The organism is Acinetobacter sp. BD54 (genome assembly GCF_044778325.1).
GTDB classification, from domain to species: domain Bacteria; phylum Pseudomonadota; class Gammaproteobacteria; order Pseudomonadales; family Moraxellaceae; genus Acinetobacter; species Acinetobacter baumannii.
Map to the genome: position 1 here is coordinate 213,564 of NZ_JANJEP010000005.1, position 20,815 is coordinate 234,378.

The 20,815-nt window shown below is 38.9% G+C and carries 19 protein-coding genes; 12 read left to right on the forward strand and 7 right to left on the reverse strand.

Annotated features, from left to right (window positions below; all coding sequences use genetic code 11):
* Positions 1 to 332 precede the first annotated feature (332 nt).
* Positions 333 to 2,570, forward strand: coding sequence for an NADP-dependent isocitrate dehydrogenase (locus NQ782_RS10335; RefSeq protein WP_000896678.1), 2,238 nt, complete (start codon positions 333 to 335; stop codon positions 2,568 to 2,570).
* A gap of 117 nt (positions 2,571 to 2,687) precedes the next feature.
* On the opposite strand, the gene NQ782_RS10340 is transcribed toward NQ782_RS10335, so the two are convergent.
* Positions 2,688 to 3,476: an rRNA large subunit pseudouridine synthase E gene (locus tag NQ782_RS10340; RefSeq protein WP_000706554.1), complete on the reverse strand. Its 789-nt coding sequence runs from the start codon at positions 3,474 to 3,476 to the stop codon at positions 2,688 to 2,690.
* Between the two features lie 200 nt (positions 3,477 to 3,676).
* Here NQ782_RS10340 and icd point away from each other — a divergent pair, with 200 nt between their 5' ends.
* Complete coding sequence (gene icd / locus NQ782_RS10345; RefSeq protein WP_057093482.1) at positions 3,677 to 4,933, forward strand: NADP-dependent isocitrate dehydrogenase; 1,257 nt, start codon at positions 3,677 to 3,679, stop codon at positions 4,931 to 4,933.
* 100 nt (positions 4,934 to 5,033) lie between these two features.
* Here icd and NQ782_RS10350 read toward each other — a convergent pair whose 3' ends face one another.
* From NQ782_RS10350 to NQ782_RS10365, 4 genes are all read right to left on the reverse strand, one after another.
* The gene (locus NQ782_RS10350; protein WP_001218091.1) at positions 5,034 to 5,525 is read right to left on the reverse strand and encodes a hypothetical protein; all 492 of its coding nucleotides are present in this window, start codon (positions 5,523 to 5,525) and stop codon (positions 5,034 to 5,036) included.
* Positions 5,526 to 5,936 (reverse strand): hypothetical protein, encoded by a 411-nt coding sequence (locus NQ782_RS10355; RefSeq protein ID WP_004746442.1) that lies wholly within the window; start codon positions 5,934 to 5,936, stop codon positions 5,526 to 5,528.
* Between the two features lie 225 nt (positions 5,937 to 6,161).
* Complete coding sequence (locus NQ782_RS10360) at positions 6,162 to 6,287, reverse strand: hypothetical protein (RefSeq protein ID WP_002041688.1); 126 nt, start codon at positions 6,285 to 6,287, stop codon at positions 6,162 to 6,164.
* The gene (locus NQ782_RS10365) at positions 6,284 to 7,462 is read right to left on the reverse strand and encodes a YbfB/YjiJ family MFS transporter (protein WP_057093578.1); all 1,179 of its coding nucleotides are present in this window, start codon (positions 7,460 to 7,462) and stop codon (positions 6,284 to 6,286) included. Before NQ782_RS10365 ends, NQ782_RS10360 begins: the two co-directional genes overlap by 4 nt.
* A gap of 96 nt (positions 7,463 to 7,558) precedes the next feature.
* Between NQ782_RS10365 and NQ782_RS10370 the strand changes: the two genes are divergently transcribed.
* From NQ782_RS10370 to NQ782_RS10385, 4 genes are all read left to right on the forward strand, one after another.
* A complete protein-coding gene (locus NQ782_RS10370; RefSeq protein WP_000925116.1) occupies positions 7,559 to 8,440 on the forward strand; it encodes a LysR family transcriptional regulator in 882 nt (293 codons plus the stop codon).
* A 197-nt stretch (positions 8,441 to 8,637) separates the two neighbouring features.
* Entirely contained in the window at positions 8,638 to 10,032 is a 1,395-nt protein-coding gene (locus NQ782_RS10375; protein ID WP_001025081.1) for an L-cystine transporter, read from the forward strand.
* A 148-nt stretch (positions 10,033 to 10,180) separates the two neighbouring features.
* Positions 10,181 to 10,996: a PhzF family phenazine biosynthesis protein gene (locus tag NQ782_RS10380; RefSeq protein WP_057093580.1), complete on the forward strand. Its 816-nt coding sequence runs from the start codon at positions 10,181 to 10,183 to the stop codon at positions 10,994 to 10,996.
* 122 nt (positions 10,997 to 11,118) lie between these two features.
* Positions 11,119 to 13,881 (forward strand): pitrilysin family protein, encoded by a 2,763-nt coding sequence (locus tag NQ782_RS10385; protein WP_000480983.1) that lies wholly within the window; start codon positions 11,119 to 11,121, stop codon positions 13,879 to 13,881.
* A gap of 57 nt (positions 13,882 to 13,938) precedes the next feature.
* Here NQ782_RS10385 and NQ782_RS10390 read toward each other — a convergent pair whose 3' ends face one another.
* The gene (locus NQ782_RS10390; protein ID WP_000078676.1) at positions 13,939 to 14,322 is read right to left on the reverse strand and encodes a DUF3144 domain-containing protein; all 384 of its coding nucleotides are present in this window, start codon (positions 14,320 to 14,322) and stop codon (positions 13,939 to 13,941) included.
* A 103-nt stretch (positions 14,323 to 14,425) separates the two neighbouring features.
* Between NQ782_RS10390 and NQ782_RS10395 the strand changes: the two genes are divergently transcribed.
* Positions 14,426 to 15,058 (forward strand): hypothetical protein, encoded by a 633-nt coding sequence (locus tag NQ782_RS10395; RefSeq protein ID WP_001150007.1) that lies wholly within the window; start codon positions 14,426 to 14,428, stop codon positions 15,056 to 15,058.
* A 35-nt stretch (positions 15,059 to 15,093) separates the two neighbouring features.
* On the opposite strand, the gene NQ782_RS10400 is transcribed toward NQ782_RS10395, so the two are convergent.
* Positions 15,094 to 16,557, reverse strand: coding sequence for a CYTH and CHAD domain-containing protein (locus NQ782_RS10400; RefSeq protein WP_057093582.1), 1,464 nt, complete (start codon positions 16,555 to 16,557; stop codon positions 15,094 to 15,096).
* A 165-nt stretch (positions 16,558 to 16,722) separates the two neighbouring features.
* Between NQ782_RS10400 and NQ782_RS10405 the strand changes: the two genes are divergently transcribed.
* From NQ782_RS10405 to NQ782_RS10425, 5 genes are all read left to right on the forward strand, one after another.
* Positions 16,723 to 17,106, forward strand: coding sequence for a DUF962 domain-containing protein (locus tag NQ782_RS10405; protein WP_086230949.1), 384 nt, complete (start codon positions 16,723 to 16,725; stop codon positions 17,104 to 17,106).
* Positions 17,107 to 17,222: 116 nt separating this feature from the next.
* Positions 17,223 to 17,834 (forward strand): thiamine phosphate synthase, encoded by a 612-nt coding sequence (thiE, locus tag NQ782_RS10410; protein WP_001214807.1) that lies wholly within the window; start codon positions 17,223 to 17,225, stop codon positions 17,832 to 17,834.
* A gap of 42 nt (positions 17,835 to 17,876) precedes the next feature.
* On the forward strand, positions 17,877 to 19,175 hold the full coding sequence (gene hemL / locus NQ782_RS10415; protein WP_000059232.1) for a glutamate-1-semialdehyde 2,1-aminomutase: 1,299 nt from the start codon (positions 17,877 to 17,879) through the stop codon (positions 19,173 to 19,175).
* Between the two features lie 61 nt (positions 19,176 to 19,236).
* Positions 19,237 to 19,941 (forward strand): hypothetical protein, encoded by a 705-nt coding sequence (locus NQ782_RS10420; RefSeq protein ID WP_004840446.1) that lies wholly within the window; start codon positions 19,237 to 19,239, stop codon positions 19,939 to 19,941.
* 132 nt (positions 19,942 to 20,073) lie between these two features.
* Positions 20,074 to 20,712, forward strand: coding sequence for an RluA family pseudouridine synthase (locus NQ782_RS10425; RefSeq protein ID WP_001279315.1), 639 nt, complete (start codon positions 20,074 to 20,076; stop codon positions 20,710 to 20,712).
* The last annotated feature ends 103 nt before the right edge of the window (positions 20,713 to 20,815 follow it).

Below are 20,815 nucleotides of genomic sequence, written 5' to 3' on the forward strand. Positions count from 1 at the left end.
AACATAGAAAGAGTCTTTATCTTTGAGTTTGTTTTGAATGAAAAGTATAATAATTGTCAGAACTCTGAAAGATATCTCATGTAATTTAAGACTGTTCTATACCTAAAAAGTTGGTAAAAGCACATTTATTACCATAAGTTAGGTATAAGATTATTATCGATAGATTTAAATTATGTATTATTTCGCTGCGAAATGTCGTTATCACTGGATATTTCGTTGACTGAAAGCCAATGAGAGCCGATACTCTCAGGGTTTTATTTAAGCATATCGGTTCGTAGGCACTGGGCCAAAAGCTCGGTCCTCAAAACTCAATTCAACGGAAGGGGCTATATATGGCTGGTGAAAAGTCAACCATCATTTACACACTGACTGACGAGGCGCCATTATTGGCGACTTATTCGCTACTGCCGATCATTGAGACCTTTACTAAGCCAGCTGGTATCGAGATTGTTAAAAGTGACATCTCTGTAGCTGCACGTGTGCTCGCAGAATTCGCTGACTACCTAAGTGAAGAGCAAAAGGTATCCGACAACCTTGCTGAGCTAGGTCGTCTTACACAAGATCCAGATACTAACATTATCAAACTCCCAAATATTAGTGCCTCTGTTGCGCAATTGACAGCATGTATTAAAGAACTTCAATCTAAAGGTTATGCAATTCCTGACTATCCGGAAAACCCAGCGACTGAAGAAGAAAAAACAATCAAAGCTCGTTATGGCAAATGCCTAGGTTCAGCAGTAAACCCTGTTCTTCGTGAAGGTAACTCTGACCGTCGTGCTCCTGCTGCCGTTAAAAATTACGCTAAGAAACACCCTCACTCAATGAGCGAGTGGAAACAATGGTCGCAAACTCACGTTTCACACATGGAAGAAGGTGACTTCTACCACGGTGAAAAGTCAATGACACTTGACCGTCCACGCAATGTAAAAATGGAACTTATCACAAACAGTGGTAAGAGCATTGTTCTTAAGCCAAAAGTTGCGCTTCAAGAAGGCGAAATCATTGACTCAATGTTTATGAGCAAAAAAGCGCTTTGCGACTTCTACGAGAAACAACTTGATGACTGCCGCGAAGCAGGAATTTTATTCTCATTACACGTAAAAGCGACAATGATGAAAGTTTCACACCCGATCGTTTTCGGTCACTGTGTGAAAATCTACTATAAAGAAGCTTTCGAAAAACACGGTAAGTTGTTTGACGAATTAGGTATTAACGTAAATAACGGTATGGCTGGGTTATACGAGAAAATCGAAACTCTACCAACCTCATTACGTGAAGAAATCATTGAAGATTTACATGCTTGCCAAGAACACCGTCCTGCACTTGCGATGGTTGACTCAGCAAAAGGTATCACTAACTTCCATTCACCTAATGACATCATCGTAGATGCTTCTATGCCTGCAATGATCCGTGCTGGTGGTAAAATGTGGGGTGCTGATGGTAAGCAATACGATGCTAAAGCAGTAATGCCAGAATCAACATTTGCCCGTATTTACCAAGAAATGATCAATTTCTGTAAATGGCATGGTAACTTTGATCCAAAAACAATGGGTACAGTACCAAACGTTGGTTTGATGGCTCAAAAAGCTGAAGAATACGGTTCTCACGACAAGACTTTTGAAATTCCTGAAGCAGGTATTGCAAACATTACTGATCTTGACACTGGTGAAGTGTTATTGACTCAAAATGTTGAAGAAGGCGATATCTGGCGTATGTGTCAGGTGAAAGACGCTCCGATTCGTGACTGGGTAAAACTTGCAGTAACTCGTGCACGTAACTCAGGCATGCCTGCGATCTTCTGGCTTGACCCATATCGTCCACACGAAAATGAATTGATCAAGAAAGTACAGAAGTACTTAAAAGATCACGATACGACTGGTCTCGATATCCAGATCATGTCTCAAGTACGAGCAATGCGTTACACACTTGAGCGTGTAGTTCGTGGCCTCGATACAATTTCTGTAACCGGTAACATCTTACGCGACTACTTAACTGACTTGTTCCCAATTATGGAACTTGGTACTTCTGCGAAAATGTTGTCTATCGTTCCGCTTATGGCGGGTGGTGGCATGTACGAAACTGGTGCGGGTGGTTCAGCACCTAAACATGTACAACAACTTGTTGAAGAAAATCACTTACGTTGGGATTCGCTTGGTGAGTTCCTTGCGCTTGCAGTTTCTCTAGAAGAAATGGGTATTAAAGAAAATAATGCTCGTGCGAAGTTACTTGCGAAGACACTTGATGAAGCGACTGGTAAATTGCTTGACAATGACAAGTCTCCATCACGTCGTACAGGCGAACTTGACAACCGTGGCAGTCACTTCTACTTGTCACTTTACTGGGCAGAAGCACTTGCTGCACAGGACGAAGATGCTGAGTTGAAAGCTAAATTTGCTCCACTTGCAAAAGCATTAGCTGAAAACGAACAGAAGATCGTTGCTGAGCTTGCTCAAGTACAAGGTAAACCAGCTGATATCGGTGGTTACTATGCAGTTGACCCAGCGAAAGTAAGCGCTGTAATGCGTCCAAGTGCTACATTCAATGCAGCGCTTTCAACTGTTCAGGCTTAATTACTAATTCATTAGTACATAGCTAAAAGCCGGTGCATAAGCGCCGGCTTTTTATTTTTATAAAATAAAAGTCATTAAAAAAAGCCCACTAACGTGAGCTTTAAAACTTAAATATTTTTATCGGCTATTGCGGCTACGACCACGTGGTGCTTTGGTATTTGGACGCGTTGTACCGTTAGTCTTACGACGCGGTTTTTCACTTTCATCCATTTGCCAAATACGCTTTGTACCAGATTTTTTCGCAGAACCATCTTTGTTCTTGCGAACCATTGGCTTACCGCCAGTGCCACCCGGTTTTTTCACATATGAACGTGAACGATAAGGTTGTTCAGCCGGAACATCTTTAAAGTCTGGGTAGAGTAGAGGCTCAATTTCTTTGGTTTCGCCCGGTTGTAATCCCAATTGAACTAAGTCAATCGTACCAATTTTTGTACGAATGAGACGTAAAGTCGGAAAACCTACCGCAGAGGTCATGCGACGAACTTGGCGGTTACGACCTTCACAAATAGAGATTTCAATCCAAGATGTTGGAATGCTGGCACGGTAACGTACAGGAGGATCGCGGTCCCATAACCATTCAGGCTCACTTACCTTAATTGCTTTAGCTGGTAAAGTCATACCATCATTAAGCTCTACACCCTTACGAAGCTGCTCGAGTGCTTCTTCGGTTACATCGCCATCAACTTGAACTAAATACGTTTTGTATTTTTTATTCGCAGGGTTGGTAATGAACTGATTCAAACCACCATGATCAGTTAAGAAAACTAAACCCTCAGAGTCCATATCAAGACGGCCTGCTATGCGCAAAGTCGGGTCATCTACAAAGTCAGAGACCGTCATGTGTGCTTCGTCTTTACGAAACTGGGAGAGAACGTCATATGGTTTGTTGAGAATGACGATTTTCATAAAAAATGACTTCTTCTTTCAAATAAGCGGTAAAAACATTGAGCTATATTTAAGTGCGAAATTTGCTTATTTCCCACATAAATCTCAAAAAGGGTTAAATTCGATTAAGCTATTATGCGTTAATAAAAGTTGAAAGTATTGTTTATCGATAATTATTTTTGTTTGGTTAGTTAAATATTATAAAAGGGAGAATCTACATAATGGGTTATCAGAAGATCGTGGTTCCTGCCGACGGTGATAAAATTACAGTAAAAGCAGACCTGTCACTGAATGTACCAAATCATCCAATTATTCCTTTCATTGAGGGTGACGGTATTGGTGTAGATATTACACCGGCAATGAAAAAAGTTGTTGATGCGGCAATTTTAAAAGCCTATGGCGGCAAACGCTCTATTGAATGGATGGAAGTGTATTGCGGTGAAAAGGCCAATAAAATTTACGGTACTTATATGCCGGAAGAAACCTTTGAAGCGCTGCGTGAATTTGTAGTTTCAATTAAAGGCCCTTTAACTACACCAGTCGGTGGTGGCATTCGTTCACTTAATGTTGCACTACGTCAAGAACTGGATTTGTATGTATGTGTACGTCCTGTGCGTTGGTTCCAAGGCGTCCCTTCACCCGTTCAGCATCCTGAGTTAACTGACATGGTGATTTTCCGTGAAAACTCGGAAGATATTTATGCAGGTATTGAATGGAAAGCAGATTCTGAAGAAGCTAAAAAAGTCATTAAATTCCTTCAAGAAGAAATGGGGGTCACAAAAATTCGTTTCCCTGAAGGATGTGGTATTGGTATTAAACCTGTTTCTAAAGAAGGAACACAGCGTTTAGTTCGTAAGGCTATTCAGTTTGCAATAGATAATGACAAACCTTCGGTGACTCTTGTTCATAAAGGCAACATTATGAAATATACCGAAGGTGCCTTTAAAGAATGGGGGTATGATTTAGCGTTAGATCGTTTCGGTGGTGAATTAATCGATGGTGGCCCATGGGTTAAAATTAAGAACCCTAAAAATGGTAAAGACATCATTATTAAAGACGTGATCGCAGATGCTTTCTTGCAACAAATCTTGATGCGTCCTGCTGACTACTCTGTAATTGCAACCCTTAATTTAAATGGTGACTATATTTCCGACGCATTAGCAGCAGAAGTAGGGGGAATCGGGATTGCGCCAGGTGCGAATATTGGTGGAGCTATTGCAGTGTATGAAGCAACGCATGGCACTGCACCTAAATATGCTGGGCAAGATAAAGTCAACCCGGGTTCAATTATTCTCTCTGCTGAAATGATGCTCCGTGATATGGGGTGGACAGAAGCAGCGGACCTGATTATTAAAGGTATTTCAGGAGCGATTGCAGCTAAAACCGTAACTTACGATTTTGAGCGTTTAATGCCGGGAGCGACCTTGTTACGTTGCTCAGAATTTGGCGATGCCATAATTCAGCACATGGAAGATTAAACTTTCATAGAAAAGCCCTCAATTGAGGGCTTTTAAAGTCTTTAGATTTATAATTTTGAAAAATAATAAAAAATAAGAATATTAAACGTTAAAATTTTAGCTAGGAATTAGCCGTATAGGCCCACAATATACATGCTAATATCGTTAAACTCAGCAATATTAAGCCTTGCCCATGATGTGTTGCATACAGTGGTACATTTCCAATGGTATGCGTCATTTTGTAGTTTAGAATAGGCCGAATACAAAAGAAAAAAAGCGGTAATGATAAAATCACTGTATTACTAATTTTAATTGTATGGCGAAAATAGTAACTAAATAGTCCTATTAGGGCGGCATACAATAATGTTTTAAATAGCACCTCTCCACTGGTGTATATATCTATACCGAGATAAAAATTAAACTTCCATATCAGAAGACTAACTGTAGCAATTATTGCGATAATACCTACAACAACGGCATTTGCTGGGTTTGATACATTGAACATTTTTAGAGTTTTTAATTGATATAAATTAATTTGCTTAAAATATATATTATAAAAACATAGAGTACAGTGACGATTTTTAACTTTATAAAACTCCCTAAAAATCCTCATTTAGACATTTTGAGACTCAAGCGAGTTTGAGCTTGTTTCTTTAAATACCCATAAGGCAAAACAAAATATGATCACGATGAGTAGCCCTAAACTTTGACCATGACCTGAGAGATAAAACGGAACATCTGGGATAGTTTGAATGGCCTTGTAGTCAAGAATTGGCTCTAGCCAAAAGTATGCAAATGGAACAGCAATTAAAAATTGTGTTGTAAACTCAATATGATTGCGTGTTAAAAAAACCAAAATAGCTGCTGTGACAATATAGATAACAATCCTTACAGAGACTTCGTATGATGTTGTCATATCCAGTGCAAAGATGGTCTGACATTTAAATGCCAGTAATAAAACACCGATAAAAGCGAACATCGCCAAGAGCTTTAAAAGCTCATCAATATAATTGTTATTGCTCATGTTTTGCTCAATTTTAAGTATTAAAAATTATAAATTTTGACTGAATATAGATCAGAAAATAGCTCTCTACATTGACATAATATGACATTTTTTGTCAGTTAAGCGTTTTTAATAAGCGTACTAAAATAGCTGTTATGCGGTTTGTTCTACTGATCTATTCATTAATTTTATTTTGACAATATACGACTACTCAATGGAAAAGCCCCTTATGTATAGGGGCTTTTTTTATTGCATAAATTCCGGATGTTTTTGGGACTTAGAGATACCAATTTTCTTTTGATAGCTTTGGTCTAAAGCCTGAATAAGGAGTACGAAAACAATCAAAAAGAGAGGAAAGAATAAAGTTTTCACGATTCGGTTTCTCCGAGAGTGTTCGGCATGGAAGAACGGATAGGAATTAAAAGGCTCAATGCAAATAACAAAACAATGCCGCCCATTAAAAACAGATGGGCATAAGACCAATGCAAGTGATGTAAAGTACTAATAACAACGCCACCTAATAACTGAGTGCTGGCAAACCCAATGGTGGCAAGGCTCCAGATTTTTTGATAACGCTGTTCATAAATCTGTAGCAGGCTATAAGAGCTAATAAATACGGTGGCAGGTGTGAGTAAACCTGTAAGAAAGGACGATAAAGTGAGCAAAGCAGTAGCATGTGAAAAAAATGGTAGGGCAACTGCCAAGCAATAGACACCGTATAGACATTTAATTGCCTGCAAATATCCAATAAGGCGGCTTAAACAATACGCCACAAAGGCGCCAATACAACTTCCAACCCCATAAAGAACCCAAAATAAGTTTCGTTGTTGCAATGGAAAATTTAGGGTTCCCGATAAATAGTCCATCCAAAACAAAGAGTGTGGGATATATGCAAAAGCACTGCACATATAAGCAATAATAATGACCAGTCCTAAACATGAATGTTTGAAGTTTTGAGGAGCTTGACTGACCATTTGAACGGACTCGGTAGGTGGGTGCCTTAATAACTGAAAAAGCACCAAACTGCCAATAATGGAAATGGCGGCAAAAATTTCCCAGACATATTGAACAGGCATATTTTTAAGTGCAGGAATAATGAGAGTGGCAGATAATACGCCTGCGCCAATACCACTAAACCCTAAAAAATTGACTTTGAGCCTTTGGCTAATTGCAATATTTTTCATGGCAAAGCTGGGCGCTAAAATCATGAGTAGGCCACCTGCGATACCTGAAATGGTGCGCCAGAGAACAAACCAAGCCAAAGACATGTGTATAAAAGAACAGCAGAGTAGGCTTAAGCTACCTAAAACCGCCGAAGTTATAATCAAAGCGGGTATAGATTTTTCTTTAATGCTAAACAGTGCCAATAATGCGCCAACCAGATAGCCCAATAAATTTGCACTTCCTAAATAGCTTGCAAAATCATGAGTCCATCCATATTGCACAATCATAATAGGCATGAGTGCGGTATAGGAAAATCTAAAAATACCAATTCCTAGGCAAGTCGCTAAAAAGACAAGCAGGCTCATTCGATAGAATGTAGACATGAGAAATCTCTCAATTTTTTTATTATTAAAAGCGAGTTTATTTATCATTAGAAATGATTTAATATGATATTAATTATCTTGTTTTGAGATAGTGGCATGTTGCTTAAGTCTTTAGAGTTTTTTTTAGCGGTTGCAGAGAGTGGAAGTTTTTCATTGGCTGCACAAAAAATGTGTACGGTTCAATCCAATATCACGAGCCACGTGAAAAAGCTTGAAGAAGAGTTAGGTGTGATTTTATTAAATCGTCATAACCCCGTTACATTAACCAATGCAGGACACCAGCTACATAGTTATGCTGTGCAAATGATCGCACTGCATAATAAAGCGAAGACAATCTTCCGAGAAGGTGATATTGACCCGAATGAAACTATTCGTTTGGGCAGTATGGAAACGACAGCAGCAATACGACTTCCGCAATTGCTTAATGAATGTATGCAGCAACATCCGAATTTGCCGCTTGAACTTCAAACTCACCCGACAGGATATTTGTTAAATGCTGTGCAACAAGGAGAAGTCGATTGTGCTTTTGTCGCTTCTAAATATGTGATTCCAGAGCTATATAGTTTTCCGGTGTGGCAAGAACAACTGGTTTTGGTTTGCCCAAAACAACAAATTGATTTTCCCGACATTGCCACCCTCGCAAAGACTCGATTTATTGCATTTCGACAAGGATGTTCCTATCGGCATGCAATTGAGTTGTTTTTAAATGATCACAGTGTGCCACCTTCGCAAATTATGGAAATGGGCAGTCTGGATGGCATTGTAAGCTGTGTGGAATTAGGTGTCGGTTTTGCTTTATTGCCAAAGTCATATCTGAATAAAGTAGCCGATAAAGTCTCATTAAGTTGTTTTGAAATTAACACTGAATCTGCACATTTCACTACTTATTTGGTCGCTCAGCCTCCTGAAACATGGGGTAGTAATTTAAAGCAGTTTATTTGTTTTATTGAGCAACAATTTATACAGAAATGCGCTTAATTTTTATACATAAATATCTAACGTAACTTATGTTTTAAAAGTGATATATATGTATTTAAAAGTCATTTTATATTCTCATTCAGATCGGTAATGATCTGCATGCTAGAAAATTGTTGAAAAGGGTAGTTTATATAGGCCGGCTATGGTCAAATATGCCCCCTTAAAAGATGACACAAGCAATAATTTGGAGTTTGGGAATGAATATACCCTTAATCATCAATATTGTGGTTTTTGTCGGGTTAATATTTTTACTCGCCCAAACACGTAAAACGGACTGGAGCTTATCTAAAAAAGTTCTAGCTGGCTTAATTTTAGGTGTAGTGTTTGGTTTAGGACTACATTTGATTTATGGCGGTGGCCATCCGATTCTTGCTGAATCTATTAGCTGGTTTAATATTGTTGGTAACGGCTATGTAAAACTTTTACAAATGGTCGTGATGCCTTTGGTCTTTGTTTCGATTTTAGGTGCGGTAGCGAAGCTACACCAAGCTTCTTCTTTAGGAAAAATCAGCTTCTACACCATCGGGACTTTGTTATTTACCACACTCATCGCTGCGCTGGTTGGGGTATTTGTGACGAACTTGTTTGGTTTAACTGCCAAAGGTTTGGTACAAGGAGCGGCTGAAACAGCTCGACTTACTGCAATTCAGACCGACTATGTGGGTAAAGTAACAGACTTAAGCGTACCGCAATTTATTCTTTCTTTTATTCCGAGTAACCCTTTTGCTGAGTTAACGGGTGCAAATCCGACTTCAATTATTAGCGTGGTTATCTTTGCTGTCTTTTTAGGAATAGCAGCACTCAACCTAATGAAAGATGACGCAGAAAAAGGTCAACGTATTCTGACAGCTATTCAGACATTACAGTCTTGGGTAATGAAGCTTGTTCGTTTAGTGATGACGCTTACACCATATGGTGTTTTTGCCCTCATGACGAAAGTTGTGGCAAGTTCAAATGTCGCAGATATCTTAAACCTAGGTGGTTTCTTGGTGGCGTCTTATTTAGGTTTGGCGATTATGTTCGTCGTACATGCCATTATTTTGACTGTGACCGGTGTTTCTCCACTTAAGTTCTTCAAGAAAGTTGCTCCGGTTCTAACATTCGCGTTTACGAGTCGTTCAAGTGCTGCAAGTATTCCACTGAGCATTGAAGCGCAAACTCGTCGTTTGGGTGTGCCTGAGTCTATTGCAAGTTTCTCTGCTTCTTTTGGTGCCACTATTGGACAAAATGGTTGTGCGGGTTTATATCCAGCCATGCTCGCAGTCATGGTTGCGCCAACTATGGGTATTAACACCCTAGACCCAATGTGGATTGCTTCGTTAGTGGGTATTGTGACTTTAAGTTCAATTGGCGTAGCAGGTGTTGGTGGTGGTGCAACTTTCGCAGCATTGATCGTACTTCCTGCTATGGGCTTACCTGTAACATTGGTTGCTCTTCTTATTTCAATTGAACCACTCATTGATATGGGACGTACTGCGTTAAACGTAAATGGTTCGATGACTGCTGGTGTAGTTACAAGCCAATTTATGGGGCAGACCGACAAAGCTATAATGAATAGCGAAGATGAAATTGAATTAACTCAACATCATTAAGAGTTAATATTAAACGGCTCTCCACTCTGGATGAGCCGTTTTTTTATATGTGTAACTTGCAACTGTGATGTTAATTTTTAAAAAACTGTATCTATTTTTCTTTTAAATAATTTTCGAAAATGAGCCTATTAAGAAAGAGAGCACTAACATGAAAATGTATCAAGTCGATGCTTTTACCAAAGAGCTATTTCGTGGAAATCCGGCTGCTGTGATTGTTGGAAAAGAGTGGCCAGATGCAGATTTAATGCAAAAGATAGCACTTGAAAATAACTTATCTGAGACTGCTTTTGTAAAAATTATAGACTCTGAAAATTATGAAATACGTTGGTTTACTCCAACGGTTGAGGTGGATTTTTGCGGGCATGCGACTCTTGCGAGTGCTTTCGTATTATTTAAAGATTTTACTGAGAAAAAGACTCTTAATTTTCATGTACGAAACTTAGGTTTGTTTGTAGTTCATCAAGATGAAGACGGCAAAATCAGAATGGATTTTCCAATTCGTAAAGCTCAGCAAGTTGAAGATTATCCGGCTATTTTACGTCAAGCATTAACAAAACCTTTTAAAGCGGTTTATCAAAATATTCAAGCCTACATTGTTGAATATGAGTCAGTGCAAGATGTGTTAGATGAGCAACCTGACATGAACTTAATTAAAGCCTTAGGTAAGCGGACTGCAATTACAACTACAGCAATGGATGTTGCAATCACCTCAAAAGCTGACGATCAATATGACTGTGTTTCTCGTTATTTTGCACCTGTCGCAGGCATTGATGAAGACCCGGTTACTGGTTCAATTCATACCGCAATAGCGCCACTATGGGCAGAGAAACTCGCTAAAAATAATATTGTGGCCTATCAGGCTTCTAGCCGTGGAGGCGTATTGTATTGTAATGTCTTAAATCAGGAACGTATTGAAATTTCGGGATATGGCAAACTTTATATGCAAGCCGAAATTTTTCCTTAAAATATAAGGCCGTTTAAATAAACGGCTTTTTTTTCAAATCTTTACTATGAAAGTCAGCTCAAATTTCCTACTATAGTCACACAACTATTGATTTTTTATTATTCAAATTAATTGGTATTTATATGTTTATGCAGTTTAAACAACTGACTCTCTCCCTATGTATTTTTGGTTTAAGTGCTGCCTCTTTTGCACAAACAACATTAGTAAAAAGTAAGCAAAATGTTGAGGAATATAAATTAGATAATGGTTTTCGGGTAGTGCTTGCGCCGAATGACAAAGAAAATAAAATCTTTATTAATACCATTTATTTAACGGGTTCTTTAAATGATCCACAGGGTAAAAGTGGTTTAGCACATTTACTCGAACATTTAGCATTTAAAGGCACGCAAAATGTAAAAGGTGAAGAATTCCAACGCCGTTTAGATCAATATACGTTAATGACGAATGCGAGCACGGATTACTATTCAACCAAATACACCAATATTGTCCGTCCAGAAAAAACAGCACTCGATCAAGTGCTGTACCTTGAATCTGAGCGCATGGACAAATTAGTTCTACAAGAAAAATTTGTGCCTTCTGAAATTGAAATCGTAAAGCGTGAACGTGAAGTCCGTATGGATCAGCCTTTTGCTGTCTTGATGGATCAAATGTGGAAGTCGGCTTATGGTAATCAATATCTAGGTCGATTACCGATTGGTGATTTACCTGAGCTTAAGTCAATTAAAATGCCTGAGTTGAACCAGTTCTATCGCAGTTGGTATGCGCCTAATAATGCGGTCATGGTGATTTCAGGCAAGTTTGATAAAACTGATGTTTTGAAAACGATAGACCAATATTTTAGCCCAATTCCTGCGCGAGCTGTGCCTAAGCCTGTTCAAGTGCCTGTGTTAGATTCTACAAAACTCAAAAACCGTGAGTTTGTGGTGAAAAAGGGCAGTGATTTGGCCAAATTCCATATCTATATGGATGGTAAAAACACAAAAATTCAACCGGAACTGGCTTTCGCACCTATGTTGTATACCATGCAGCCAAGTGGTCATTTGTACCAAAATATGGTTGAAACAGGTGTTAGTACAGACGTTCAGGCATCAACATGGCTAGATCAAGATTTTAATGTGGTATTTTTAGGTGCTATTTATTCACCAAAAAATGACCCTAAAAAAGTTGAAAGCGCTTTGCTCTCTGGAATTGAAAAGGGTAAACCTTTTACAGAGACTGAGCTAAATCGTGTAAAAAGCTTAATGAAAACGCAAGGTGAGTTAGTCAATAAAGATGCCGTTGCTTTGGGTTCCCGTTTAAGTGATTACACTGTAGCGGATGGGCAATGGGACCAATATTTCAAAGATTTAGATTCAATTGATAAAGTGAAGCTCAACGAGGTAAATCAAACCTTAAAACAGTTCCTTGTTGCAGGTCATCGTATTGATGGCGATATTTTGCCAACACCAGAAGACCAAAAGAAAGCATTACAACTCGACGCAAAAGATAAGCCTAAAACATTAGATCAAACAGATGTTAAAGCAGAGCCTTTAAAAGATCCGAAAGTTTATCAACAAGAAGTTGCCGAGTTTTTAAAAACGTCTAAGCAATATGCCGAAAGTAATGAGAAAAAGATCATTCGCGGAAAGCTTAAAAATGGAATGAAGTATGCTTTATTCCCTGTAGAAACCCGTGATGATCGTACCTATGCCACCATTACTATGGATTTTGGTACTGAAAAATCTTTATTCGATAAAGGTACGGTTGTTGATTTAACTTCATATTTATTGCTTCGCGGTTCTGATAAATATAGCTTGCAAGATATTGCCGATAAATCGATTGATGCAGGTGGCGCAGCTTATGCAAGTGCCGATGGCAATGGTATGACCATTAATATTCAATCTAAAACTGAAAAGTTCGATGAGTTTTTCAAGTTTGTTCTAGAGGTCATGAAAAATCCTAAATTTGAACAATCTCAATTTGATTTAATTAAATCTCAAAGCTTATCTAGTCTTGATCGTCCTTATACGGAACCGGATGTGGTAGCAGGTCTAACATTATCTCGCTTGGTAGAAGAATACCAGCCGGGTGATTTGCGTTATCACTTTGAACCGGAGCTGGCTAAAAAACAATTAAAGAATGTGACTCAAGAGCAAGTCAAAGAGCTTTATCAGCATTTCTTTGCCATGAATCATGCGCAAATTGCGATTACAGGTGCATTTGATGCCCAAAAAATGAAAAAGCTATTGAATCAAGAGTTCGGAAGCTGGAATAGCAAACAACCGTATGAAAAAATCTTGATTCAACATGTTGATTTTCCTGCCCAGCAAGTACATGTCTTATCTGAGCAGCGTGAGTTTGGTAGTTATCAAAGTGTACTTGCATTACCGGTTGGGAAAAATCATCCTGACGCTTCTGCATTAATTTTAATGAATTACATTTTGGGTGAATCTCAAATTTCATCACGTTTGGCTCAAGAGCTTCGTGAAAAAAATGCATTGGTATATGGTTTTGGTACTGGTTTGCAATTAGATCGAGACACGAATGTAGGTGCGTTAAGCATTAGTGCAAATTATACGGCTGGTCGCTCAGCACAAGTTTCTGCTTCAGTTCATAAGGTTCTAAATGACTTAATTACTCATGGTATTACAGAGCAGGAGCTTGCAGCAGCGAAGGCGGATATCATGAAGAAACGTGTTACTGCCTTAGAAGATGAACGTAATATCCACGGTATGTTAAATCTAGAGCTTGAGTCAGGTAAAACATTACTTGACCGTGTTAAACATGACCAAGAGTTAACAAAGTTAACGGTTGCTGATGTGAACGCAGTTATTAAAAAATATATTAAACCTTCAAATCTTGTTGAAGTTATGGCTGACCAGTATGGTCAAGCACAAAAGCAGTAAATAATTGCCAAATAAAAAGCCACTTCATGTGGCTTTTTATTTGAGTTGTAAAATATTTTAATGGTCGTGTTTGTGAGTATGAAAATCTTCATTCTTACGGAAACGTAAGTAGTTATCGAACTGTTCACAATACTCATCAAAGTTATCTTCAAGCATCATTTGGAACTGTTGAAGAAGATAAGACATCACCTGATCTTTTGCATCACGCATTTCATTACCATCTTTAAAATTATTGGCAGCCACCCATGTATTAAAACGAGCAGTTGCAAATAACATGGCTGCGCTCACTTGACCACGAAGCTCGGCCGGGTCTGGCTTTTGGCCTTTTGGCGGGCGACAAAAATCATTTGCTTGTTTAATGAATTCATCCGCACGCTCAAAGAAAACAGCATTTAACGCTTCTTCTTCAGTAATATCTGTTGCATTAATCTTTTGAGACATGACTTATTCCCGCAAAAATAGAGCTGCTTATTATAGGCAAAGCCTTGCGGAAACAAAACCTTTGCCTTAGTCTGTAAATAGCCTAAGTATTGGGAGTTATAATATGCAAGATGCAATTGCCGTTCAAAGTCTAAAAACAGACATTGCTTTATTACGCCAGCATATTTTTCCACCCCAATATTTGGAGCATGTAGAAGGGCTGCCAATTTATTATGGTTTGCAAGAAGAGGTTGTGGCCTATTATCAGCAATGGAAAGATTTAATAGAAAGGGCACAAGAGCTTTTTCAACCTTTTATGGAAGATGAATTACCAGATGCAATTCATTTACCAAGCCATCTAAACTTACCCTTATTCTTTTTCCATGTAGACCGAATTCGGATTAATAAAACACGCGCAAAAGAATCAAAAACTTTCCGTGGTGTTGCAAGTCTTATTGAAAAGTGTGGGCAGTTTGAAACAGATCAGATATTTACCATGCAAGAATGGTTGCAAAGTGATGATACAGCAGCGCTAGTTGCACACCGTGAATTTATTGATTTACGGACGTATGTATTCCAGCATGGTCAAAGTGAATATACGCGTTCACGGTTTTATACCAATGGTATTGTGTTAGGGGTAGAGCCACACTTTAAACTCGTCGATGCTCGCGATAAGCCAAGAAAACAGCGTAGTGATAGCTATAGCGATCCATTAGCAGATAACGGTGTATGGAAAGTATTTGGTAAATATAGATAAAAAGTCGCGGCATATTTGCCGCGACTTCAAGATTCTTACCAAAATATTTTTGCCTGTTTAAATTTTTGCAAAGCTTCGGCAGACTGATTTTGTAAATAAGGTTGTTTGGCTTTAACCCATCCTAATGCAAACCAAAAATGTGGGTCGTGTTCAATCGTTTTATTAAATAGATCTTCGGCAATAAATAAGTCGTTATAAAGTCCTAAAGTATTTTGCACAGGCTGTAATTGTTTTGAAAACTGCTGAACATTTTTACGAGGATATAAGCTCGATATAAACTCAATGCAGTAACGAAGCTGTTTGGCTTTCTTGCGCGTTCTGTGTTGTTCGGTGACTTCAAGTTCAGTGAAATGATCGGCATTACTCACCACTTGATGATGTAACTTATCTAAGCTTTTTCCTATATATTTTTTCAATTTTCCTTTGGCGTTTTGATCTTCTTCTTCTGAATAGGCAAATGCTAATAAGGCAAGTATAAGCTTAATGGTGTCTGCTGATTTAAACAGTGTGGCAAGATCTTTTAATGGCTGTTCAGAGAGCGGAAGTAAAAGCTCAGGTGAACCATGCTGCACAATCATAGGTAAAATTTCGGTACGAATGGCATCTTCATCTCGCGTGTCCCCAAGCTGACGGAACAGTTCGGCAATTTGTTCTTCCCACACAGGGTTTAACTCGTCTGACCATGCTGAAAAATGTTTTAGTGCACTACGTAAACGGCGTAAGCTTACACGTGCCTGATGAATGTGCTCAGCCTCGGCAACTCCATCGGCAATTGCGGCCATGTTAGGCAAGAATTGTCCCAAACAGTTTTCTACAATCTTTTTGAGCGCCTGTTCTGCTGAAATGTCTTTATCTAAGTTCAGATTTTTTGCGTGAACAGCCGGTGAAGCAGCTTGCCCTAATGCGAGTAAATTACCGCGCTCGGCTTTACTTCTCACATCGAGCCAAAGTTCATAACGATTAATCCATTGCTGAGCAAATTGAATCAGTGTTTTGACTGCACCTTGTTTAAGTTCGAACTCAACTTCGCAAATTTTGCTTTGTGCGGTTGCTGTTTTTACGGCGCCGTCATCAAGACAGACTTCAATTGCCGTGTCATCTGCTTCAAAAACATGATAGGTACGTTGTACATCAGTCTCAAACTGTAAGCTTAGCTTTTCGACTTCAGAGCCTAAAGCTTGAGTAATCAAATCTGTGACGGCTTTATTGTCTTTATATAACTCAAGGTTTAAGTCAGGTTCTTGATCGCATTTTCCTAAAAAAACTTCTTCTTCGACACGATGTAAATGACTTTGGCCGGCAGCCTTAAAGGTTTGTACCCACAGATCATTTTCTTTACGTAAGCGTAAGGCCATACCATTTTTTGCAAGTAGGCGGTCTGGCGTATCGTAATACTTGGCCTGTAGATGAATATGCTGTGCTTTATGTTTTTTTAAATATTGCTGGACGGTTTTTTTCTTCGATTCAGGTAACTGAAACTTAAGCTCAACTTCAACCATAACAGATCTCCCTGAATCAGGTATTTAAACTATCTTGAATAAGTATAATAGCTTAGCGCTAAAAATAATGTTTTTGATAGAGAAAGTTACAATCAAACATATGACGCTACACTTTTATTTAGGTGTACAATCAGGTGATGTTTTGATCAAATAAAAATCAGGAAGATGATCGTGAATGCACCCGTAAATTTTAATCATCAAACTCAGCCAGAGTTTGAGTTACCTATTAAAAACTATCAGGAATTTTATCGTTTTTATTTAACTGAACACCGTAACATTATGAGTAGGCGCTTACATGCGGTGGGCAGTAGCATTGGTCTATACTTTTTTTCAAAAGCTATTCGTAAGAAACAGGCCAAATACGCACTCTATGGTTTAGTTTCTGGCTATGCATGTGCATGGGTTGGACATTTTATGTTTGAGAAAAATAAACCTGCCAGTTTTAAACAACCGCTTTATAGCTTTATTTCTGATTGGCGAATGCTCTCTGATGTTGCGACTGGTCGGTTAAGTTTAATTGATCGCAAGCACGATAAAATTCCAAGTTAATTTTTATTTCTATTTTTAATATACCGATTGGTACTGATAAGCCTATATCAATCGGTACTTATGATGACTTATAAATCCGTTATACTAGCGAAGTTTTTAAAAAGCGAGAGTAGAGTATGCGCGGTTTATACCTCATTACCAATGATGACCCAATCCAATTATTATTAGAAAAATTAGACGCCGCACTCGCAACCCGTCAAATCGCAATTTTACAGTACCGCCGTAAAAAAGTAGACAAAGCCGACCAGCCTGCTGAAGTTGAACAGATCAAACAATTATGTGAAAAATATCAGGTTCCTTTTGTCATTAATGATGACCTAAAACTGGCTGCTCAGTTTGGTTTAGGTGTGCATTTAGGTCAGAGCGATGGTGAAATCACCGATGCAAAATCACAGTTACCAGAAGGTGTCATTATTGGTCGTACTTGCTTAAACTCATTAGAACTTGCTCAAAAAGCAATTGCCGATGGCGCAACTTATGTTGCCTTTGGTGCTGTATATGCAACTGCCACTAAACCGGAAGCTGGCAATGTAGGTATAGAAGTGATTAAGCAAGCAGCAGCTCAATATGATTTACCTATTTGTGCAATTGGTGGTTTGACTGTTGAAAATTCAAAACCTGTGATTGAGGCTGGAGCTGACCTCTGTGCAGTCATTAGTGATATATTAGGTCGATCAACTGCTGAAATTCCTGCCCGTGTACAAGCGTGGGCACAATTATTTTCTTAAGCTTTCAAAATTATTTTTTAGATATTTAAGACGAGCATTTCCATGAGTTTATCTCCAAAGCAAGAACAGTTATTTAAACAAGCCAGCAAACACATTCCAGGTGGTGTTAACTCTCCGGTACGTGCCTTTAATGGCGTTGGAGGCACACCGGTTTTCATTGAGAAAGCCAAAGGTGCATATTTGTGGGATGTAGATGGTAAGCGCTATGTAGATTATGTTGGCTCTTGGGGACCAATGATTTTGGGCCATGCTCATCCGGATATTATTAAGGCTGTGCAAACAGCAGCAGAAGATGGCTTAAGTTTTGGCGCACCAACCGTACATGAAACAACATTGGCAGATATCATTTGTGAAATCATGCCATCAATTGAATTGGTACGTATGACCAATTCTGGTACAGAAGCGACTATGACTGCTATTCGTTTAGCGCGTGGTTATACTGGCCGTGACAAGATCGTGAAGTTTGAAGGTTGTTACCACGGGCACTCTGACTCATTGTTAGTAAAAGCAGGTTCTGGTTTATTAACTAAAGGTGAGGGCGAACCAACATCAAAAGGTGTACCAGCTGACTTTGCTAAACACACTTTAACGCTGCCATATAATGATATTCCAGCATTAAAAGAATGCTTTGCTAAGTTTGGTCATGAAATTGCGGGCGTCATTATTGAGCCTGTCGCAGGTAACATGAATATGGTGAAACCAATTGATGGTTTCTTACAAGCGATTCGTGATGTGTGTGATGAATACAAATCTGTATTTATTATTGACGAAGTAATGACAGGTTTCCGTGTTGCATTGGGCGGTGCTCAGTCAGTTTATAACGTTAAACCTGACTTAACGACTTTAGGTAAAATTATTGGTGCTGGTTTACCTGTAGGTGCCTTTGGCGGTAAGCGTGAAATCATGGAGTGCATCGCACCTTTAGGGGGTGTATACCAAGCGGGGACTTTATCTGGTAACCCACTTGCTATGCGCGCTGGTATCGAAATGTTTAAACATTTACGTCAACCGGACTTTTACAGCAAATTATCTGCTCAACTTGAAAAGTTACTTGCAGGCTTACAAGCAGCAGCAGATGAAGCGGGTATTCCATTTAAAACTCAGCAAGCTGGCGCAATGTTTGGGCTTTACTTTACCGATCAAGAAGACATTACAAGCTTTGACTCTATGTTGGCATGTGATATTGAAGCTTTCAAAAAGTTCTTCCATGGCATGTTAAAACGTGGCGTAAACTTGGCGCCGTCTGCATTTGAAGCAGGCTTTATTTCATCTGCTCATTCTGATGAAGATATCGAGTTTACCATTCAGGCTGCAAAAGAAACCTTCGCCGAAATGAAGTAAGCAAAAAAGCCCGTTTTAAACGGGCTTTTTAATTTGAGCTATTTTTTATTTGTAGAGAACAATGTTTTATCCCTTACCTCGAAAAATTCAGTTAGCCGCAAGTACTTCAAATTGGCCTATTGAATCTACGCAAAGCATATTGCTCCTAGTCGGGCTAGATGATCTTGAAAAAATATCTGATTGGGCGCATCAGCCATTAGCTGATCATTTAGAAATGCTAAGTAAAAGAGCACAAGCACTCGAAATTCCGGTCATGATGATTCAGTCATCTCAACTTCAACAGGCCATGTTACAGCTTGGGCAGCACTTGTCATCAAACACTCAGGCACAGGTAATTATGGCGGGGAATTTATCACCGCTATTTAAGCAAGTCATGCAGCTTGTTTTATCCATTACCGATTATGTAGCTGTTGTAAATGATGCAATCTTGGCGAGTAGTTTAGAGCAGCATATACAATGGATTGAAAAAATAAGTTTTGACCATATTCAACATATAAACACGCAGACTTTAATGCGCTTATGGTCTTTAAGTGCACCGTCATTACAGGTGTTGTCCGATAAAGGAATTTTATTGGCAGTTGCTGAACAGGTAGGGCGACATCCAATGGAAATTCATCCCGAAATAGATTTAAGAAACTATGGTCTAGACGCTTCGGGAGTCAATTATTTGGTGGAATTATGGCGTGCTAATGGTGCGAGCCTAACTGTTGATGAGTTGATGCAAACTCCTACATTGCAACATATTATGCAGTTATTGAAGCGCTAATCGGCTTTAGCCGTAACGTGATTCATAATATTTGCAAATTCTGTCGTTAATTTACCCGAACGGCATTGTAATTCGGACGTAAGCTTTTTATTATTGCCCGCTTGTTTTTCATCTTGCCTTGGGAATACAACTTTGAGTGATTTTCTAAGTGAACATCTGATCTATCGTGATGATGATTTTATGGTGATTCATAAACCTTCGGACATCTTGAGTGTGCCAGGGAAAGGTGATTTACATGACAGCGTTTTGACAAGACTGGTGGCAATTGAACCACGAACTTTGCTCATTCACCGCCTTGACCGTGATACTTCGGGTATTTTGGTTTTTGGGTTATCTAAGCGTGGACAGAGTGCGATTGCACGCCAATTTCAAGACCGTCAAACTTCGAAAATATATGAAGCGCTAGTTGCTGGTCATTTAGAGGGTGAAGGGACAGTGGATATCCCTGTCGTCTATGATCCGAGTCGACCACCTTTACATATTGTCGATGCTTCTCATAACAAACCTGCTTTAACACATTGGCAGGCGATTGAACATTTCCAGATTCAGGGACAACCGGTTACGCGTGTCAAATTAACACCGATTACCGGACGTTCTCATCAACTCCGTGTACACATGCAATATCTGGGACATCCGATTGTAGGTGATACATTGTATGCAACACCGGAACAATTACTTGTTCCTCGTCTGTGCTTGCATGCTAAACAGTTAAGCTTTAATCATCCTGTCACAGGGGAATCATTAACTTTTAACTGTCCTGTACCGTTTTAATGTAAAAACTTTCGATGAGTAATTTTTGTAGCAAAACAATTTAATTAGTTTTTGCTGCAAAATTTTGCTTTAAAGACTACATAAAAAGATGCAAAAATAAGCT

Coding starts and splice junctions, on each gene's coding strand:
- NQ782_RS10335 (WP_000896678.1), top strand. CDS start 333: ATGGCTGGTGAAAAGTCAACCATCATTTACACACTGACTGACGAGGCG.
- NQ782_RS10340 (WP_000706554.1), bottom strand. CDS start 3,476: ATGAAAATCGTCATTCTCAACAAACCATATGACGTTCTCTCCCAGTTT.
- icd (WP_057093482.1), top strand. CDS start 3,677: ATGGGTTATCAGAAGATCGTGGTTCCTGCCGACGGTGATAAAATTACA.
- NQ782_RS10350 (WP_001218091.1), bottom strand. CDS start 5,525: ATGAGGATTTTTAGGGAGTTTTATAAAGTTAAAAATCGTCACTGTACT.
- NQ782_RS10355 (WP_004746442.1), bottom strand. CDS start 5,936: ATGAGCAATAACAATTATATTGATGAGCTTTTAAAGCTCTTGGCGATG.
- NQ782_RS10365 (WP_057093578.1), bottom strand. CDS start 7,462: ATGTCTACATTCTATCGAATGAGCCTGCTTGTCTTTTTAGCGACTTGC.
- NQ782_RS10370 (WP_000925116.1), top strand. CDS start 7,559: ATGTTGCTTAAGTCTTTAGAGTTTTTTTTAGCGGTTGCAGAGAGTGGA.
- NQ782_RS10375 (WP_001025081.1), top strand. CDS start 8,638: ATGAATATACCCTTAATCATCAATATTGTGGTTTTTGTCGGGTTAATA.
- NQ782_RS10380 (WP_057093580.1), top strand. CDS start 10,181: ATGAAAATGTATCAAGTCGATGCTTTTACCAAAGAGCTATTTCGTGGA.
- NQ782_RS10385 (WP_000480983.1), top strand. CDS start 11,119: ATGTTTATGCAGTTTAAACAACTGACTCTCTCCCTATGTATTTTTGGT.
- NQ782_RS10390 (WP_000078676.1), bottom strand. CDS start 14,322: ATGTCTCAAAAGATTAATGCAACAGATATTACTGAAGAAGAAGCGTTA.
- NQ782_RS10395 (WP_001150007.1), top strand. CDS start 14,426: ATGCAAGATGCAATTGCCGTTCAAAGTCTAAAAACAGACATTGCTTTA.
- NQ782_RS10400 (WP_057093582.1), bottom strand. CDS start 16,557: ATGGTTGAAGTTGAGCTTAAGTTTCAGTTACCTGAATCGAAGAAAAAA.
- NQ782_RS10405 (WP_086230949.1), top strand. CDS start 16,723: ATGATCGTGAATGCACCCGTAAATTTTAATCATCAAACTCAGCCAGAG.
- thiE (WP_001214807.1), top strand. CDS start 17,223: ATGCGCGGTTTATACCTCATTACCAATGATGACCCAATCCAATTATTA.
- hemL (WP_000059232.1), top strand. CDS start 17,877: ATGAGTTTATCTCCAAAGCAAGAACAGTTATTTAAACAAGCCAGCAAA.
- NQ782_RS10420 (WP_004840446.1), top strand. CDS start 19,237: ATGTTTTATCCCTTACCTCGAAAAATTCAGTTAGCCGCAAGTACTTCA.